Genomic DNA, 18,383 nt, shown 5'->3' on the forward strand with positions numbered 1-18,383 from the left:
GAACGTGAGCACGTCGCTGCGCGCCTTTGTCCACCCTACGAAGCCGGCGTGTTTTACGCCTTCTGCGCGTCCATCACCTTGCGCACCGCGGGCCGATCCGACATGCGCTTGAAATAGTCGGCGATCTTCGGCGTGGCGTTGATATCGACGCTGTCGCCTTCGAGCCAGGTCGAGAGCGTGTAGAGATAGGGATCGCAGATCGTGAACTGATCGCCCATCACCCAGGGCCCACGAAACATCTTCTGCTCGATCAGGGAGAAGCAGGCGGCCATGGTCTTCGGGACCATCGCCTTCATGTCGGCGAACGAGCTCTCCTGCGTCGCCCAGCGCGCACCGCGCATCTTGTGGGCATGGTTGATGTGCACGGTCGAGCAGAGATAGGAGTTGAACGACTGCACCTGGGCGAAGTCGAAGGGATCGTCGAGCGGCGCGAGCTTCGACTTGGGAAAGGTCTGCGCGAGGTAAGCCAGCATCGCCGGCGTCTCGGTGAGGACGCCGCGATCGGTCACTAGCGCCGGCACGCGGCCCTTCGGGTTGATCGCGAGATAGTCCGGGCTGGTCTGCTGGTTGTCCTTGAAGCTCAGCCGTTCAGCCGTGTAGTCGGCGCCGGCCTCCTCCAGGGTGATGTAGGTGGCGAGCGCACAGGTGCCGGTGGCGTAGTACAGCTTGAGCATGGCGGACCTCATGGAGGAAAACCAGAGGTTAACGGCCCCCCGCCGCGCCGTCCATAGCCGACCTCTTCGCAGTTGCCCACCGCCGCCCGGCGTGCCAAGACGCCGTCAACCGGAGGGGATTTTGTCATGACCGTACTCATCGCCGGTGGCGGCATCGGCGGGCTGACGCTTGCGCTCAGCCTGCACCAGATCGGCATTCCCGTAAAACTGTTCGAGAGCGTCGCCGAGTTGAAGCCGCTCGGCGTCGGCATCAACGTGCTGCCGCATGCGGTGCGCGAACTGATCGAGCTCGGCCTGATGGACAGACTGGACGCCAGCGGCGTGCGGACGCGCGAGCTCGCCTATTTCTCCAAGCACGGCAATCCGATCTGGAGCGAGCCGCGCGGGCTCGAAGCCGGCTACAAATGGCCGCAATTCTCGATCCATCGCGGCACGCTGCAGCAGCTCCTGCTCGACACCGCCATCGAGCGGCTCGGCCGCGAGAACATCCTCACCAGCCATCATCTGACCGGTTGGACCGAGACGGCCGCCGGCATTCGCGCCGACTTCATCGACAGGGCAACCGGCAAGGCCGCAGGGACTTTCGACGGGGCAATCCTTATCGCCGCCGACGGCATCCATTCCGCGGCGCGCGAAAAGCTCTATCCCAATGAAGGCCCGCCGCTCTGGAACGGCCGCATCCTCTGGCGCGGCGTCACGCCGGCAAAAGCCTTCCTCACCGGCCGCACCATGATCATGGCCGGACACGAGATCCTGAAATTCGTCTGCTATCCGATCTCGAAGGAGCCGGATGCCGAAGGCAACCATCTGATCAACTGGGTCGCCGAGCGCCACATGCCGCCGACTTATCAGTGGCGGCGCGAGGACTATAACCGTACCGCGCGCCTGGAAGAGTTTCTGCCCTGGTTCGAGAGTTGGCAGTTCGACTGGCTCGACGTGCCTGGTCTGATCAAGAACTGCCCGCACGCCTACGAATATCCGCTGGTCGACCGCGATCCGGTGTCGCAATGGACCTTTGGCAAGGTCACGCTGATGGGCGATGCCGCGCACCCGATGTATCCGATCGGATCGAACGGCGCCTCGCAGGCGATCCTCGATGCCCGCACCATCACTCGCGAGATGCTCGCTCATGGACCGACGAGCGCGGCGCTACTCGCCTATGAGGCCGAGCGCCGGCCCGCGACCACCAACCTCGTCCTGCTCAACCGCAAGAACGGTCCCGAACAGGTGATGCAGCTCGTCGAGGAACGCGCGCCCGACGGCTACAACGTCGTCACCGACGTGCTGTCGCAGCAGGAGCTGGAGGATGTTGCCGCCAACTACAAGCGCGTCGCGGGTTTCCAGGTGGAAGCACTGAACGCGAAGCCGCCGATCGTGAGCAAGGATGCGCGGCGGGTGGGAGCGTGAGTTAGCCACTCATCGAGCCGCGTGCTCCTCTTCACCTCGCCCCGCTTGCGGGGAGAGGTCGGATTGCATGGAAGATGCAATCCGGGTGAAGGGGTAGGTCTTTCGACAATCTTACATGCGGAGAGAGGCCCCTCACCCCACCCTCTCCCCGTAAGAACGGGGCGAGTGAGCGAGAGAGGTGTACCACCTACCGCACCACCCGCGCCGCTTCGAGCAACCGCTCGCTCGCGCTTGCCGTCGCCAGCACCGTGCCGTCTTCCGCCATCAGCTTACCCTCCACGAACGCGATGGTCTTGCCGAGCTGAGTCACCTTGGCCTCGCCGATGATCGGTCCGGGCTTTGCGGGGCTGAGGAAATTTACCGTCATGCTGATGGTCGTTGTGTAGAGCCGGCCCTCGGTCATCACCAGCACGGCGGGGCCCATGGTGTCGTCGAGCATGGCCGAAAGCATGCCGCCCTGGATAAAACCGGCAGGATTGCAGAACTCCGGCTTGCCGTCGAAGGCGAGCTTGATCCAGCCCTCCTCCGGACGGGCATCGAGCAGACGCCATCCGAGCAGCTCGGCGCAGGGCGGTCGCTTGAAGTTGTCGAGCGCGGTCTTGACCATTGGCAGCCTCCGTTTCGCAGTTCCCTAGCTCAGCGCTGCTGCCAGCGTGCTGTCAGGAGGATGGGCCCGGTGGAAGGTCGAGCGCGTGGGCAATGACCTTGCGCATGACGTTGGGCAGCGCTTCACCGGCAAGGGTCGCGGTCGGCACCCAGCGCATGCCGTCGGGCGCACGCGTGCGCGCCTCCGCCTTCGCGGTATAGACCACTAGCTCGAGCGGAAAATGTGTGAACACGTGGGTGACGACGCCCATTTTGCGCTGCCAGGGTGACAATCCCTTCAGCTCCGGCGCCTGCTGCTTCGCGGTCGCATCGTCCTGGCTGGCGAGCCAGTCCGAGCCCGGCACTTCCGTCATGCCGCCGAGCAGGCCTTTTTCGGGCCTTGAGCGAACGAGCAGCTCGTCGCCGCGTGTCACAACGAAGGCAGCACCGCGCCGTAGCGTGCCGGTCTTCTTCGGCGCCTTGCGCGGAAAGGTCTCCTGGGTGCCCGCCGCGCGCGCCATGCAATCATCGTTCAGGGGGCATAGCGAGCAGGCCGGCTTCTTCGGCGTGCAGATCGAAGAGCCGAGATCCATCAGCGCCTGTGCACTGTCGCCCGCGCGAGAGTCGGCAAGCAGCGTCGCCGCCAGCTGCTGGATCATCGGTTTTGCCTGCGGGAGCTCTTCTTCAACTGCAAAGAGCCGCGACACCACGCGCTCGATATTGCCGTCGACGGGCATGGTGTTGCGGTCGAACGCGATCGCCGCGATCGCAGCCGCGGTGTAAGGCCCGATGCCCGGCAGCGCGCGCAGGCCCGCTTCGCTGTCGGGAAAGGTGCCGCCATGGTCGCGCGTCACTGCGACCGCGCAGGCATGGAGATTGCGCGCGCGTGAGTAATAGCCGAGCCCGGCCCACATCCGCAGCACGTCGTCCTGCGAGGCCCGCCCGAGCGCCGTGACATCAGGCCAGCGCGCGACGAATTTTTCGAAGTAGGGCCCGACCGCCTTCACCGTGGTCTGCTGGAGCATGATCTCCGACAGCCAGACGCAGTAAGGGTCGGATGCCTCGCCGGGAGCGGCGCGCCAGGGCAATCGGCGGCGGTGGCGGTCGTACCAATCGAGCAGCAATCTCGGGCGGGCCGAGGACGTACTCGCCGCTGAGCTCCGTTCGTTCTTGCGCGCAGTCGGAGAGGACATTCGCCTTACTAGATGAGGATTCCGGCGATGGCCAGCGCAACCGGACCGTTGTGCACTATAACGCCTTGCGTTATAAAGAAGCATGATCCAGAACTTCGCCAACTCAGAGACCGAGTTGATCTGGTCCGGGCGGCGAAGTCGAAAACTGCCGCCCGACATCAGAATGTAGCTTTACGAAAACTGCGCTTGTCGAACCAAGCGCGTGTATTGGCCGATCTTAGGGTTCCCCCGGGCAACCGGCTCGAAGCTCTGATCCGACCGGCAAGGTCAGCATTCGGTCCGGATTAATGACCAGTGGCGCATCTGCTTTGTTTGGGACGACGGAGGACCGAGAGATGTCGAAATCGTCGACTACCACGGCTAGGAACCAGGTCCTCCGCAATCCTCATCCCGGCGAAATCCTGCTGGAGGAGTTCCTGAAACCGATGGATCTGAGCCAGAACGCGCTGGCGCGCGCTGTTCGCGTGCCGCCGCGGCGGATCAACGAGATCGTCCTCGGCAAGCGTGACATCACCGCTGACACGGACCTCCGGCTCGCCCGCTACTTTGGTGTGTCGGAAGGCTTTTTTCTGGGCCTCCAGATGGACTACGACCTCTTGCAGCGGCGGCGCGAGATCAATCACGACTTAAAGGCCATCCGGCCCCGCGCGGCGGCATAGCTATGGCCCGCATCTCCAAACCCGGTCCGATCAGCGCCAAGCCGCTGGGCATCCTGCTCAACGACGTCTTTGCCGAGGCCTATGCCAAGCAGGGCTTTGCCGCGCGTGAGCTGGTGACGCGGTGGGCGCAGATTGCAGGAGCGGAGATCGCAGCTCATGCCGAGCCGCTGAAGATGCAATGGCCGCGGCCGGTGGAGGGCCAGCCGCAGGAGCCGGCGACGCTGGTGCTGCGCGTCGAGGGGCCGATGGCGCTGGAGATCCAGCACTCCGCCGACGTGATCCTGGAGCGGGTCAACCGCTTCTTCGGCTGGAGCGCGGTCGGCAAGCTGGCCTTCCGCCAGGCCCCGCTGTCGCGCGCCTGGCGGCCGGTTCGACCCGGCCCGCCCGATCCCAAATCGGTGGCCAAGGTGGCGGAGAGCCTGGGCGACATCGAAGATGACCAACTAAAGACGGCGCTCGCGCGGCTGGGGGCCGCCATCAAGCGAAATTGAGCCTCATTCCGGCGCCAATCTGGACCTGTCCGGGCCCCCCGCCATTGCCTCAATCGACGTTTCAAGCTAGCGACAGGCCGCCCGGGCGGGAACTCGATAGACCCCTGGGCGACATTTTTGCAATTCGGGAGTCGACCGTGATCATCACCCGCCGCGCCTTCACCACGATGCTGTCGCTGACCGGGCTTGCCGCGGTCGCTGGGCTCTCGCCGCTCCGGTTCGTCTCTGAAGCGATGGCGCAGGGCGGCGCGGATGTCGCCAAGCCCGTATCGCTGCCCGACATGGCGCTCGGCCCGAAGGACGCCGCCGTCACCATCACCGAATACGCCTCGATGACCTGCCCGCACTGCGCGGCCTTCAACGAGCAGGTGTTCCCCAAGATCAAGACGGAATACATCGACACCGGCAAGGTGCGTTACATCTTCCGCGAGTTCCCGCTCGACATCAAAGCCGCCGCCGGCGCGATGCTGTCGCGTTGCATCGCCAAGGACGACGCGCCGAAATACTTTGCGGTCACCGACATGCTGTTCCGTCAGCAGAACGACTGGGTGATGAAGAATACCACCGAGACCCTGACGCGGATCGGCAAGCAGGCCGGCCTGACCCAACAGCAGGTCGAAGCCTGCCTGAAGGACCAGGCGCTGCTCGACAAGATCGCCGCCGACCAGAAATATGCCAGCGACGTGCTGAAGGTGGATTCGACGCCGACCTTCTTCATCAACGGCGAGAAGATCAAGGGCGAGGCCTCGTTCGAGGAGTTCGCCAAGAAGATCAATCCGCTGCTGAAGAGCTGATTCGCTCGTCAAGACTCTGATTCGCATCTCGAAAGCCGTATCTTTCCCGGCATAAATCCCTTGGGAAAAGCGGCTTTCGCTGGTTGCCCTTGCGGCGCACCGCGGCCATTGTCCAGCCGCATGAGCCGCCTCGCGCGACTCACCCAGAGAGCGACATTGCCTTCCATGGTATTGTCCCGGCAGGGGGATTCGCGCCTGCCAAAAGAGATGCGTGCTTATGAAAATCACCCGCCTGCGCCTTCACGGCTTCAAGTCCTTCGTTGAGCCCACGGACTTCGTCATCGAGCCCGGCCTGACCGGCGTCGTCGGCCCCAACGGCTGCGGCAAGTCGAATCTCGTCGAGGCGCTGCGCTGGGCGATGGGCGAGACCTCCTACAAGTCGCTGCGTGCCGCCGACATGGATGCGGTGATCTTCGCCGGCTCCGGCAACCGTCCCGCGCGCAACCACGCCGAAGTGACGATGACGATCGACAATGCCGATCGCACCGCGCCGGCGGCGATGAACGACAGCCAGCTCCTCGAAATCTCACGCCGCATCGAGCGCGAGGCCGGTTCGGTCTATCGCATCAACGGCCGCGACGTGCGTGCCCGCGACGTGCAGATTCTGTTCGCCGACGCCGCCACCGGCGCGCGCTCGCCGGCCCTCGTCCACCAGGGCAAGATCGGCGAGATCATCCAGGCCAAGCCCGAGCAGCGCCGCCGCGTGCTGGAAGACGCCGCCGGCGTTGCCGGCCTGCACGCCCGCCGCCATGAGGCCGAGCTGCGGCTGAAGGCGGCCGAAACCAACCTCACCCGCGTCGAGGACGTGATCGGCCAGCTCGCAGGGCAGATGGAAGGCCTGAAGAAGCAGGCCCGCCAGGCGGTGCGCTATCGCGAGGTCGCGGCCAAGGTCCGCAAGGCCGAGGCCACCCTGTTTCACCTGCGCTGGATCGGCGCCCATGCCGACGTCAGCGAATCCGGCCGGACCCATGATCTCGCCGTCCGCGAGATGGCCGAACGTACGCAGCACCAAGCCGAAGCCGCCCGCATTCAGGCGATCCGCGCCGCCGAAATGCCGGCGCTGCGCGATGCCGAAGCCCGCGCCGCTGCAGGCTTGCAGCGTCTGACCAATGCCCGCGAGCTGCTCGACCGCGAGGAAGAGCGCGCCAAGGAGCGCGTCGCCGAGCTCGAGCGTCGCCTCGCCCAGTTCGAAGGCGATATTTCCCGTGCTCAGCAACAAACCATGGACGCCGACGTCGCGCTGCAACGGCTCGACACCGAAGATGCCGAGCTGAAGGAAGAGATCAAGTCGCGCGTCGAGAAGCGCTCCGGCGTCGACGAGCGCGTCGGCGAAGCCGAGGCGGTGCTGACCGAAACCGAGCAGCAATTCGCCGAGCTCACCACCGCGCTCGCCGACCTCACCGCCAAGCGCAATCAGCTCGAAGCCAACGTCCGCACCCACCGCGACAAGCTTGCCCGGCTCGACCAGGAGATCGCGAACGTCACCGCGGAAGAGCAGAAGCTTGCCGCCGAGACCGGCGGTTTCGGCGATCTCGACGAGCTGACCGCGACGGTCGAAACCGCGGAGCAGACGCTGGCGGCTTCGGAAGCCGCGGCGCAGGCGAGCGAAGCCGCCCATGTCGCGGCGCGCCAGACGCTGGAATCCTCGCGCTCGCCGCTGGTCGAAGCCGACAAGCGCGCGCAGCGGCTCGAAACCGAAGCGCGCACGATCTCCAAGATCCTGAACGGCGAGACCAAGAATCTGTGGCCGCCGATCATCGACGGCATCACGGTCGACAAGGGGTTTGAAAAAGCCATCGGCGCCGCCCTCGGCGACGATCTCGACGCCCCGGTCGATCCCTCCGCGCCGATGCGCTGGACCAATGCCGGCGTCACCGATGGCGATCCGGAGCTGCCCGAGGGCGTCGTACCGCTCGCCAATCACGTGCAGGCGCCGGCCGAGCTGGCGCGCCGCCTGGCGCAGATCGGCGTGGTGCCGCGCGAACGCGGTGCCGAGCTGGTCTCCCAGCTCAAGACCGGCCAGCGGCTGGTCTCGCCCGAGGGCGACGTCTGGCGCTGGGACGGCTTTGTCGCGGCCGCTCACGCTCCGACCGGCGCCGCGCGGCGCCTTGCCGAGCGCGCCCGCCTCGTCGACATCGAGAACGAGCTGGAACAGGCCCGCATCGACGCGCAGATCAAGCGCCAGGCGCTGGAGAACGCGGAGGCCGAGCTGCAGATGGCCGCCAGCACCGAAGGCGCCAGCCGTGAAGCCTGGCGCGCTGCGCAACGTGAGCTCAACGTGGCGCGCGAGCGGCATGCCAGCGCCGAACGCGAGATCAGCCGTCACGCCGCGCGCAAGGCGACGTTGTCCGAAGCGCACAGCCGTCTCGCCGCCGACCGCGCCGAAGCCGAAGCCGCATATGAATATGCCGAAGCCGGCATCTCCGAGTTGCCGTCGAGCGAGGACACCGAGACTCGTCTTGCCGCCGTCCGCAGCGACATCGAAGGCCATCGCCGCCTGGCGGCCCAGGTCCGCGCCGAGGCCCAGGCGCTGGCCCGGGAAGCCGAGCTCGCCGACCGCCGCGTGCAGGCGATCCTCGCCGAGCGCACCGAGTGGCAGAACCGCAAGGAGAGCGCGGCCTCTCACATCGACACCATCCAGGCCCGTATCGCCGAGCTCACGATCGAGCGCAGCGAACTCGAAAACGCGCCCGCCGTTTTCGCCGAGAAGCGCAGCGCGCTGATCACCGAGATCGAATACGCCGAGAACGACCGCCGCATGGCCGCCGACGCGCTCGCCACCGCGGAAAGCGCGATGGCCGAGACCGACCGCGTCGCCAAGCTGACGCTGGAAGCACTTTCCAGCTCGCGTGAGGCCACCGCGCGCGCCGAGGAGCGCACGGAAGGCGCGCGGCGCCGGCTCGAGGACATCGAGCGCGAGATCCGCGACATGCTCGAGGTTGAGCCGCAGGCCGTCGCCGGCCTGGCCGAGATCGAGCCGGGTGCGGAGCTGCCGCCGCTGCATGACATCGAGGAAGATCTCGAAAAGATGCGCCGCGATCGCGAGCGTCTCGGAGCAGTCAATCTGCGCGCCGAGGAAGAGCTGCGCGAGGTCGAAACCCAGCACAATGGCCTCGTCACGGAGCGCGACGACCTGGTCGAAGCCATTAAGCGGCTGCGCCAGGGCATCCAAAGCCTCAACAAGGAGGCGCGCGAGCGGCTCTTGACCTCGTTCGAAGTGGTCAACACCCACTTCAAGCGCCTGTTCGTCGAGCTGTTCGGCGGCGGCGAGGCCGCACTGCATCTGATCGAGAGCGACGATCCGCTGGAAGCCGGCCTCGAAATCATCGCCAAGCCGCCGGGCAAGAAGCCGCAAACGCTGTCGCTGCTCTCGGGCGGCGAGCAGGCCCTGACCGCGATGGCGCTGATCTTCGCCGTGTTCTTGACCAACCCGTCACCGATCTGCGTGCTGGACGAAGTCGACGCGCCGCTCGACGACCACAACGTCGAACGCTACTGCAACCTGCTGAATGAGATGACCAGCTCGACCGACACGCGCTTCATCATCATCACGCACAATCCGATCACGATGGCGCGGATGAACCGCCTGTTCGGCGTGACCATGGCCGAACGCGGCGTGTCGCAATTGGTGTCGGTGAGCCTGTCGGAGGCCGTGGACATCCTCGATCAGAACGTGGCGTGATATCTCTGGTGTCATTCCGGGGCTCGCGAAGCGAGAACCCGGAATCGCGCGCTGACAATCTCCAGATCCGGGATTCGCGCTTCGCGCGCTCCGGAATGACGTGAGGTTGCTGATGATCGCCCCCGCCCTCCCCGCTGAACTCAAGGCCGCCCTCGACGGCAAGCTGCAGGGCTTTTCGCGGAGCGACGCTGCGCAGCGCTCGCAGAAGATCTCCACCACCTACCGCGCCGGCGGCGGCTCCGGCACGATCAAGTCGGACGCCGATGCGCTCGCTTATGCGCTGGCGCGCATGCCGGCGACCTACGCGGCGGTGGCGGCCAGCCTCAATGCACTCACCGGGATCGCGCCTGATCTGGCCCCGGAAACATTGCTCGACGTTGGCGCAGGCCCGGGCACCGCGAGCTGGGCGGCCGCGGAAGCCTTGCCCTCGCTGCAGGATTTCACGCTGCTCGACGCCAACCCCACGCTGAGCCGGCTTGCGCTCGAGCTGACGCGCGGCAGCACGCGATTGGCGGAGTGCCGCTATCTGCCGGGCGATGCCGGCGTCAACCTGGCCGAGGTCGCGCAAGCCGACCTCGTCATTGCAAGCTACCTCATCGGCGAACTCAGTGAAGCTGACCAACGCACGCTCACCGAGGCGATGTGGGCGAAGGCGCGCCACGCGCTGCTCGTGATCGAGCCCGGCACGCCCGCCGGCTATGGGCGCATCCTCGCGCTACGCCGGCAACTGATCGCACAAGGTGCCTACGTCGCCGCACCGTGCCCGCACGAAAAGCCCTGCCCGCTGATCGCGCCCGACTGGTGCCATTTCTCGCAGCGCCTGCCGCGCTCGCAGGCGCACCGCCAGATCAAGGGTGCCGAGGTGCCGTTCGAGGACGAGCGCTTCATCTACGTCGCCCTGACCCGCGCGCCGCCCAAGAGCCGCGCCGCCCGCGTGCTTGCGCCGCCGGACCTGGGCAAGGCCGAGATCACGGCCAAGCTTTGCATGGACGGTGGAGTTGCGCTGACGAAAGTCCCACGACGCGACAGGGCGGCGTATGCGGATGCACGGCGCTGGCGCTGGGGCGATGCGATCCTGTCCGATAGTTAATTTCGCTGGCCGTTTTCGCCTTGAACTTGGATGGCTCCTCATTCGACCAAGTCTTACCTCCCCTCTGCGCGGGGCTCTCGCCCTGCCCCAATTTGGTTTAGGCTAGGCCCGCTTTCTTCCCCCTCCAGGAGTTCTCCATGTCGACCGGCTGGATCGTTCTCGGCGTCATCGTCGTCCTCGTGTTCTTAGGCTTCAGCGCCTACAACCGCCTGGTGGCGCTGAGCCAGCGTGTCGGTCAGGCGTTTGCCGATATCGACGTGCAGCTCAAGCAGCGCCACGATCTGATCCCGAACCTGGTCGAGACGGTGAAGGGCTATGCCTCGCATGAGCGCGGCACTCTCGACGACGTCATCAAGGCGCGCAATTCGGCGATGTCGGCGCAGGGGCCGACGCAGGTATCCGCGGCCGAGAACCAGCTCTCGGGTGCGCTCGGCCGGCTGATCGCCCTCTCGGAGGCCTATCCCGACCTCAAGGCCAATGCCAATTTCCAGCAGCTCGCCAGCGAGCTCTCTGACCTCGAGAACAAGATCGCGGCGAGCCGCCGCTTCTTCAACAACGCGGTCCAGGAATACAACACCGGCATCCAGCAGATGCCAGCGGCGCTGTTCGCTGGCATGTTCGGCTTCACCAAGAAGGACTTCTTCGATCTCGGCGCCAGCCGCACCGAGGTCGAGGCGACGCCGCAGGTGAAGTTCTGAGTTGAGCCGATAGGCCGCAGGGCACGCGCGTCATGGCCGCGTATGGTCTCTATACGCATATCGCTTCGAACAAGCTTCGTTCGATGCTGCTGCTCGGCGGCCTGTTCATGCTGGTCTACGTGCTGGTCTATGCCGGCGCGCTGGTCGCCGAAGTTCTCATCGACAGCAACCGGACCGTCGCCTTCTACCTGAACCACGCCTTCCAGGATCTGAAAGTCGCAGCCCCCGTTGCTACCGTCGTGGCGGCGGCCTGGATCGTGATCGCCTATTTCTTCCACCAGTCGATGATCGATGCGGTCACCGGCGGCCATGACGTCACCCGGCAGGAGGAACCGCGGCTCTACAATCTGCTCGAAAACCTCTGCATCTCGCGCGGCATCACCATGCCGAAGCTGAAGATCATGGAGAGCGCGGCGCTGAACGCGTTCGCGAGCGGCCTCAATCCGAGGCAATATTCCATCACGGTCACCACAGGTCTCCTCAATGCGCTTGACGACAAGGAGATCGAGGCCGTGCTCGGCCACGAGCTGACCCATATCAAGAACGGCGACGTACAGCTCATGGTGGTCGCCGTCATCATCGCCGGCGTGGTCGGCTTCTTCGGCGAATTGTTCTTCCGCCTGTTCACGAACTTCAATTGGAGCTCCGGCTCCGGCGGGCCGTCGTCCTCGGGCTCCTCCTCGTCGTCGCGGTCGTCCTCCTCGTCGAGCGACAGCAAGAATTCCGGCGGCGGCGCAGTGATCGTGATCATCATCGCGATTGTGCTCATCGTGGTGGCCTGGCTGCTGTCCCAGGTAGTCAAGCTCGCACTGTCCCGCTCGCGCGAATATCTGGCCGACGCAGGCTCCGTGGAGCTGACGAAAGATCCCGATGCGATGATCTCGGCGCTGCGCAAAATCGAGAATCGCGGCGAACTGCCCGGCGCGACCTCGGCCGTGATGGAGCTCTGCGTCGACAATCCCCGCGAGGGATTTGCCGATCTGTTCGCAACCCACCCGTCGGTGCAATCCAGGGTCGATGCGCTGGTCAAGTTTGCCGGCGGCCGCGATCCGGGGCCGCTACCGCCGCCCGGCGATGAGGCAGAGGCGCCCGATACGCAGGACGAACAGCAGGACGCCCCGCCGCCGCTGCGTCAGGGGCCCTGGGACGATGCAGGCGGCTCAGCCAGTCCGCCGCCTGTGCCTACACCCAGCCCAGCCAGAACCGCAACAGGCGCCCCCATCAATCCGATGGGTCCTTGGGGCCGCCATTGAGGACGTCGTCTGCGGCCTGCGAGGCCGGTTTCGCGGCGCTTTGGAAAAACTCCGGGAATTGCCGCTGCGCGGCGCCAGAGATTTGAATTCTCCCTTCTTTCTGCCATGTTCGCGCCCAACAGCAGACTCGGGACATTCGATTGGGCCCGGCCGATTGCGACCTCGCGATCGGGGGCGCGTTAGGGGACAGCAATGGCAAAGCCGGCAGTGGTTGTGGTGGGCGCGGACAAGGGCGGAGTCGGCAAGACCACGGTGTCGCGTACCTTGCTCGATTATTTCTCAGCCAACAACGTGCCGACGCGCGCCTTCGACACGGAGTCGCCCCGCGGAACCCTGAAGCGCTTCCACCCCGATATCACCGAGATCGTCGACATGACGACGACGTCGGATCAGATGAAGATCTTCGATACGCTCAATGCGACGAGCCCGTCGGTGACCGTGATCGACGTCCGCGCCGGCCTGCTGTCCCCGGCACTCGCCTCCTTGCGCGACATCGGCTTCCTCGACGCGGCCAAAGCCGGCCAGATCACCTTTGCCGTGTTCCACATCCTCGGCCCGTCGATCGCCTCGCTGGATGAGATCGCCGAAACCGCGAATTTCATGGGGGGAGCCAAGTACTTCCTGGTGAAGAACTTCATCAACGACACGCAGTTCTTCCAGTGGGACCAGGCGACCTATAATTCCTACTTCCACCGCATCAAGGACGCGACCGAGCTGACCATCCCCAAGCTCAACGAAATGGCGTATGAGCAGGTCGAGGTGTCCTCCGTTCCCTTCCTGAAATTCGTCGCCAACAAGGGCATCAACGACGAGGCCGCGAACTATTCCTTCGTGCTGCGCGGCTATGTTCGGCACTGGCTGGCGAATGTCTGGAGCGAGTTCGACCGCATCCGCCTGACCGACATCGTCGGTCAGAAACCCGTGACCCGCAACAGCGAAAAATAGTTGCGGACCCCGGGCGGATACGGCTGGATTGGGCGGTGAGTTCGCTCAGATAATAGTTCGTGATGCCCGTGACGCCCGTCTACATCATCTGCTCGCCCCGCCCGCAGGTCGGCAAGACCCTGCTGGCGCGGCTGCTTGCGGAATTTCTGCTGCTCAAGAACGGCAATGTCGCGGCCTTCGACGTCAATCTGAAGGAGCCGTCGCTGCTCGACTATCTGCCGGGGATCACCGAGACCGCCGACGTGATCGACACGTACGGCAAGATGCAGCTGATGGACCGCGTCATCGTCGACGACGGGCTTGCCAAGGTGATCGATCTCGGCTTCCACGCCTTCGACGAGTTCTTCAAGATGAGCGACGAGATCGGCCTGTTGAAGGAGGCGGCGCGCCGCCATGTCGCGCCTCAGATCCTGTTCGTTGCCGACACGGACCGCGTCTCTCTTCGCGGCCACGAGATGCTGCGCGGGCGGATCCCGCGCATGAACCTGATCACGGTGGACAACGAATTTGTCGTTCGCGGCGAGCTGCCGGCCGCGATGGCGGGCGGCCGGCTGTTCCGCCTGCCCGCGCTGCCGGGCTTCCTCAAGACTTATGTCGACCGGCTGAACTTCTCCTTCACCGGCTACCTGCGCCAGGAGAAGGACGCCTCGACCGAGCTGCACCAATGGACCCGGCGCAACTATCTCGCCTTCCGCGAGCTCGAGCTCAACCTGATCCTGCAGCGATCCTGAATATTTTACCCGGGTAATATTGACACAAGGCGGGGCTGCCGCTACTGGGATTGGCCAGCAACGTCCCTCAACAAGGCCCTTCACGTGAGCATCGACCGGAAAGCAGCGATCGCCGCCTACAAGGAGCGAAAGACCATCGCGGGCATCTTCGTCGTGCGCTGCGCGGTCTCGGGCGAAGCCTGGGTCGGCCAGGCGCCGAACCTGGAACAGATCCAGAACCGCATCTGGTTCTCGCTGCGCCTCGGCAGCCACACGTGCCGCAGCCTCCAGGCCGCCTGGAACACGCATGGCGAGGCGGGGCTATCGTTTGGCGAATGCGAGCGTCTGGACGACGAGGAGAGCGCTTATGTCAGGAACGCGCTCCTGAAGGAGCGCCTGCTGCATTGGTGCTCAGAACTGAAGGCCGAAACGATCTGACCGCAGCGGCGCTCAGTGCCCCTCGAACGTCATCAGCGTGCGCACCGGCACGTCCATGGCGCGCAGCTTGGCAGCGCCGCCGAGCTCGGGGAGGTCGATGATGAAGCAGGCTGCGACGACGTTGGCGCCGATCTGGCGCAGCAGCTTCACCGCGCCTTCCGCGGTGCCGCCGGTGGCGATGAGATCGTCGACCAGGATGACGCGCTCGCCGGGCGCGATCGCGTCGACATGCATCTCCATCTCGTCGATGCCGTATTCGAGCGAGTAAGCGATCCGCACGGTGGTGTGCGGCAGCTTGCCCTTCTTGCGGATCGGCACGAAGCCGGCCGAGAGCTGGTGCGCCACCGCGCCGCCAATGATGAAGCCGCGCGCCTCCATGCCGGCGACCTTGTCGATCTTGTTGCCGGCCCAGGGATTGACGAGCTCGTCGACCGCGCGGCGGAAGGCGCGCGCATCCGCGAGCAAGGTCGTGATATCGCGGAACATGATCCCCGGCTTAGGATAGTCGGGAATGGTGCGGACGCTCGCCTTAATATCATGGTCGAAGGTCATTGGTGCCTCTCAATCAACGCGCGCATCCAGCCGGAACGCATTCTCGACAATACGTAGTCCCACCTCATTGCCGAGCGACATCAGCGATTCCGGATGGAATTGCACGCCGGCGATCGGCAGGGTCTTGTGCTCCAGCGCCATGGCGACGCCGTCCTCGGTGGTTGCGGTGACGGACAACACCTCAGGCATACTGTCGCGCTCGACAAAGAGCGAGTGATAGCGACCGATGACGATCTCGTTCGGCAGATTGCGCATCAGCCGCCCGCCGCGCACCTGCACCCGCGAGGGCCGGCCGTGGGCGGGATGCGTGAGCTGCCCGAGCTCGCCGCCAAAATACTCGCCGATGGCCTGCACGCCCAGGCAGACGCCGAACACCGGCAGCTTGTTCTCGAGCGCCGCGTCGATCGTCTTCTTGATCGCGAAATCCTCAGGGCGTCCAGGACCCGGCGACAGCACCAGCAAATCCCAGCTCTTCTGCTTGAGCATGTCGAGCGCATGCACATGGCGGACCACGGTGACGCTGGCGCCGACCTGGCGGAAATAATCGGCGAGCATGTGCACGAAACTATCGTCGTGGTCGATCAGCAGCACCTGCTTGCCCGAGCCGGTCGCATCAGGCGCAAAGGCCGACAGCGGCTTTGGCGCATCGCCGCGCAGTGCCTGGAACAGCGCGGCAGCCTTGACCTGGCACTCGCGATCTTCGGCGGCGGGATCGGAATCGAACAGGCAGGTGGCGCCAACGCGCACTTCAGCAAGACCATCCTTCATGCGGATGGTGCGGATGGTGAGGCCGGTGTTGATGCTGCCGTCAAAATTCACCGCACCGATCGCGCCGGCATACCAGCGGCGCGGCGAGCGTTCGTGATCTTCCACGAACTGCATCGCCCACAATTTGGGCGCACCGGTGACAGTGACTGCCCAGGCATGGGTGAGGAAGGCATCGAGCGCGTCGAAGCCGGGACGCAGCATGCCCTCGACGTGATCCACGGTGTGAAACAGCTTTGAGTAAGTCTCGATCTGCCGGCGCGCCAGCACTTTGATGGTGCCGGGAACGCAGACGCGCGCCTTGTCATTGCGGTCGACGTCGGTGCACATGTTGAGCTCGAACTCGTCCTTCTCCGAATTCAGGAGCTGGCGGATCTGCTCGGCATCGCCGATCGCATCAAGGCCGCGCGCGATCGTGCCCGAGATCGGGCATGTCTCGACGCGGCGTCCGTCCGAGCGCACGAACATTTCCGGCGAGGCGGAGACGAGAAACTCTCCCTCACCCAGATTCATCAGCGCGCCGTAGGGCGACGGATTGATGACGCAGAGGCGCTGGAACACTTCGGCCGGCGAGCGCTCGCAGGGCTCGGCGAACAGCTGCCCTGGCACCGCCTCGAACAGATCGCCGCGGGCGAAGGCGGCACGCGCTGTCTCCACTGTCGCCTGATATTCGCCGGGCGCGTGATCGGCAAAGCCCTGGCGCGGCGTCTTCAGGTACGGGCTCTCGGCGGTCTCGCGCGGCAGGCCTGCGGTGGATTTGCCGTTCCAGGCGAAGTCGTAACTCAGCACGACGCCGCGGCCGGTGGCGCGGTCATAAGCCAGCAGGCGATCCGGCACGTAGAGCACGATGTCGCGCTGATCGCTCTCGCGTGTGCGCTTCTGTACGAGATCCTCGATCTGGAACACAAGGTCGTAGGCAAAAGCGCCGAACAGGCCGAGCAGCCCATCGTCGTTGGCGGAGAAGGCGGCAACGAGATCACGCACCAGCGACATCACGCTGGCACGCCGCGTGCGCTGGTCTTCCTCGATCGGCGCATCGCCGCGAATGATGTGGCCGGCCAGGCGCGACGCGGTCTTCTCGGAGATTACCAGGCAGGGCTCGCGCAGGACGTCCGCGAGGAAGGCGATCAGCACCTGCCCACGCGCGTTCAGCGCTTCCAGCTTGAAATTGATCCCCGTGGTCTCGAGCTTGAGCGGCGGGTCCGAGAAGCCGAGATCGAAGCTCTCGTAGCGGCCGGGCACGGTCGTGCCGGAGGACAGCACCACGCCGCGGCGGCGGTCGAGCAGATTGATGAGATCGTCGAGCCGGTTGGCGCCGCCGGTAAACTGCTCGGCCATGCGCGTGATCGCGAGTCCCGCGCGGGTCACATAGTCGCTTCGGGCCGGGAGGGCAAAGACTGTCCTGTTCATGTCGTCCTCTTACGAAACTTGCCGAGGGAACGCCACACAGGACAAACGATCAGGCCGCCGCACTGCGTGGGCGACCTCACACGATTTGGGAAAGGAAAATCGCACCGGCCACCTCGTTAGGAGGTGCGCCACCAAAGACGGGCTGGGCGGACGGCGGTGCTCATGCGGCGGATACTCACCATGGCGCGGGGGCGGCGTCAAGGGTGGCACGCCGCGCCACGGAAGTGGCCCTACCCTAGATGCTTCCTGAAAAACTCCGTCGCCCTGCCCCAGGCGAGCTCGGCGGCTTCGCGGTCGTGGACGGCCTGGCGCTGCTCATTGACGAAGGCGTGCTCGGCGTCATAGCGGAACAGCTCGAGCGACTTGCCGGCCGCCTTCATGGCCTTTTCGAAGCCATTGACGAGCTCCGGCGTGCACCAATCGTCCTTGTTGGCGAAATGGGCCTGGAGCGGGATCTTGACGTCCGCGGGCTTGGCCGCTTGCTCGGGCGGAATGCCGTAGAACACGACGCCGGCCGCGAGCTCCGGGATCTTGGTTGCGCCGATGATGGTGACGGCGCCGCCGAGGCAGAAGCCTGTCAGGCCGACCTTGGCGCCGTTGCGCGCAAGATATTGCGTGGCGCCGCGCACCGTCTGTGTGGTGGCGTCCATGAAGTCGAGCGAGTTCATCTCCTTGTTGGCGCTGTCCGTGTCGTGATACGGCACCACCTTGCCCTTGTAGAGATCGGGCGCCAGGGCATCGAAGCCGGCCAGCGCAAAGCGGTCGCACAGGCCCTTGATCTGGTCCGACAGCCCCCACCATTCCTGGATCACGACCACGCCCGGCGCGTTGCCGCGCGCCGCGTTGGCGAGATAGCCCGAGGCGTCGTTGCCGTCCGGACGCTTGAAGGTGATGGCGGTTCCCATGGTGTGTCCTCCGATGAGTGTTGGGGAGCGGTTGGCGGCATTTTGGCGATTGAGCGCGCGGTAGGCAATCGCGCTAAACAACACAGTCTCGTGGCCAACAAAAAAGCCCCCTTGCGGGGGCTTCTGCATTTT

At 65.2% G+C, this 18,383-nt stretch carries 17 protein-coding genes and 1 pseudogene; 12 read left to right on the forward strand and 6 right to left on the reverse strand.

The window, feature by feature from the left end:
* Window positions 1–53: 53 nt before the first annotated feature.
* On the reverse strand, window positions 54–674 hold the full coding sequence (locus IVB28_RS25200; protein WP_247529773.1) for a glutathione S-transferase family protein: 621 nt from the start codon (window positions 672–674) through the stop codon (window positions 54–56).
* 126 nt (window positions 675–800) lie between these two features.
* Here IVB28_RS25200 and IVB28_RS25205 point away from each other — a divergent pair, with 126 nt between their 5' ends.
* Window positions 801–2,081 carry a flavin-dependent oxidoreductase gene (locus tag IVB28_RS25205; protein ID WP_247529774.1) on the forward strand — a complete coding sequence of 427 codons (1,281 nt, stop codon included), beginning with the start codon at window positions 801–803 and terminating at the stop codon, window positions 2,079–2,081.
* 187 nt (window positions 2,082–2,268) lie between these two features.
* Here the strand turns inward: IVB28_RS25205 and IVB28_RS25210 are convergent, their stop codons facing one another.
* Window positions 2,269–2,688, reverse strand: coding sequence for a PaaI family thioesterase (locus IVB28_RS25210; RefSeq protein WP_247529775.1), 420 nt, complete (start codon window positions 2,686–2,688; stop codon window positions 2,269–2,271).
* Between the two features lie 52 nt (window positions 2,689–2,740).
* Window positions 2,741–3,859: an A/G-specific adenine glycosylase gene (gene mutY, locus IVB28_RS25215; RefSeq protein WP_247529776.1), complete on the reverse strand. Its 1,119-nt coding sequence runs from the start codon at window positions 3,857–3,859 to the stop codon at window positions 2,741–2,743.
* An 82-nt stretch (window positions 3,860–3,941) separates the two neighbouring features.
* Here mutY and IVB28_RS25220 point away from each other — a divergent pair.
* The 11 genes and pseudogenes from IVB28_RS25220 to IVB28_RS25270 all read left to right on the forward strand — a co-directional run bounded on the left by IVB28_RS25220 (window position 3,942) and on the right by IVB28_RS25270 (window position 14,619).
* Window positions 3,942–4,223, forward strand: a pseudogene (locus IVB28_RS25220) (type II toxin-antitoxin system RelE/ParE family toxin).
* On the forward strand, window positions 4,195–4,518 hold the full coding sequence (locus IVB28_RS25225) for a HigA family addiction module antitoxin (protein WP_247529777.1): 324 nt from the start codon (window positions 4,195–4,197) through the stop codon (window positions 4,516–4,518). The pseudogene IVB28_RS25220 and the gene IVB28_RS25225 overlap by 29 nt, the downstream one beginning before the upstream one ends.
* 2 nt (window positions 4,519–4,520) lie before the next feature.
* Window positions 4,521–5,009 carry a DciA family protein gene (locus tag IVB28_RS25230; RefSeq protein WP_247529779.1) on the forward strand — a complete coding sequence of 163 codons (489 nt, stop codon included), beginning with the start codon at window positions 4,521–4,523 and terminating at the stop codon, window positions 5,007–5,009.
* A gap of 137 nt (window positions 5,010–5,146) precedes the next feature.
* On the forward strand, window positions 5,147–5,803 hold the full coding sequence (locus tag IVB28_RS25235) for a DsbA family protein (RefSeq protein ID WP_247529780.1): 657 nt from the start codon (window positions 5,147–5,149) through the stop codon (window positions 5,801–5,803).
* Between the two features lie 217 nt (window positions 5,804–6,020).
* Window positions 6,021–9,485: a chromosome segregation protein SMC gene (gene smc, locus IVB28_RS25240; RefSeq protein ID WP_247529781.1), complete on the forward strand. Its 3,465-nt coding sequence runs from the start codon at window positions 6,021–6,023 to the stop codon at window positions 9,483–9,485.
* Between the two features lie 112 nt (window positions 9,486–9,597).
* Complete coding sequence (locus tag IVB28_RS25245; RefSeq protein ID WP_247529782.1) at window positions 9,598–10,575, forward strand: small ribosomal subunit Rsm22 family protein; 978 nt, start codon at window positions 9,598–9,600, stop codon at window positions 10,573–10,575.
* A gap of 137 nt (window positions 10,576–10,712) precedes the next feature.
* Window positions 10,713–11,273, forward strand: coding sequence for a LemA family protein (locus tag IVB28_RS25250; protein WP_247529783.1), 561 nt, complete (start codon window positions 10,713–10,715; stop codon window positions 11,271–11,273).
* A gap of 32 nt (window positions 11,274–11,305) precedes the next feature.
* A complete protein-coding gene (locus tag IVB28_RS25255) occupies window positions 11,306–12,526 on the forward strand; it encodes a M48 family metallopeptidase (protein ID WP_247529784.1) in 1,221 nt (406 codons plus the stop codon).
* A 192-nt stretch (window positions 12,527–12,718) separates the two neighbouring features.
* The gene (locus IVB28_RS25260; RefSeq protein ID WP_247529785.1) at window positions 12,719–13,471 is read left to right on the forward strand and encodes a hypothetical protein; all 753 of its coding nucleotides are present in this window, start codon (window positions 12,719–12,721) and stop codon (window positions 13,469–13,471) included.
* Between the two features lie 62 nt (window positions 13,472–13,533).
* Complete coding sequence (locus IVB28_RS25265) at window positions 13,534–14,202, forward strand: hypothetical protein (RefSeq protein WP_247529786.1); 669 nt, start codon at window positions 13,534–13,536, stop codon at window positions 14,200–14,202.
* 84 nt (window positions 14,203–14,286) lie between these two features.
* On the forward strand, window positions 14,287–14,619 hold the full coding sequence (locus tag IVB28_RS25270; protein ID WP_247529787.1) for a GIY-YIG nuclease family protein: 333 nt from the start codon (window positions 14,287–14,289) through the stop codon (window positions 14,617–14,619).
* Between the two features lie 12 nt (window positions 14,620–14,631).
* Here the strand turns inward: IVB28_RS25270 and IVB28_RS25275 are convergent, their stop codons facing one another.
* From IVB28_RS25275 to IVB28_RS25285, 3 genes are all read right to left on the reverse strand, one after another.
* Window positions 14,632–15,171, reverse strand: a complete 540-nt coding sequence (locus tag IVB28_RS25275) for an adenine phosphoribosyltransferase (RefSeq protein WP_063196579.1) — start codon at window positions 15,169–15,171, stop codon at window positions 14,632–14,634.
* A 9-nt stretch (window positions 15,172–15,180) separates the two neighbouring features.
* On the reverse strand, window positions 15,181–17,346 hold the full coding sequence (locus IVB28_RS25280) for an anthranilate synthase component I (protein WP_247529788.1): 2,166 nt from the start codon (window positions 17,344–17,346) through the stop codon (window positions 15,181–15,183).
* A 230-nt stretch (window positions 17,347–17,576) separates the two neighbouring features.
* The gene (locus tag IVB28_RS25285) at window positions 17,577–18,251 is read right to left on the reverse strand and encodes a dienelactone hydrolase family protein (RefSeq protein ID WP_247529790.1); all 675 of its coding nucleotides are present in this window, start codon (window positions 18,249–18,251) and stop codon (window positions 17,577–17,579) included.
* Between the last annotated feature and the right edge of the window lie 132 nt (window positions 18,252–18,383).

The organism is Bradyrhizobium sp. 199 (assembly GCF_023073355.1).
Taxonomy (GTDB): Bacteria; Pseudomonadota; Alphaproteobacteria; order Rhizobiales; family Xanthobacteraceae; genus Bradyrhizobium.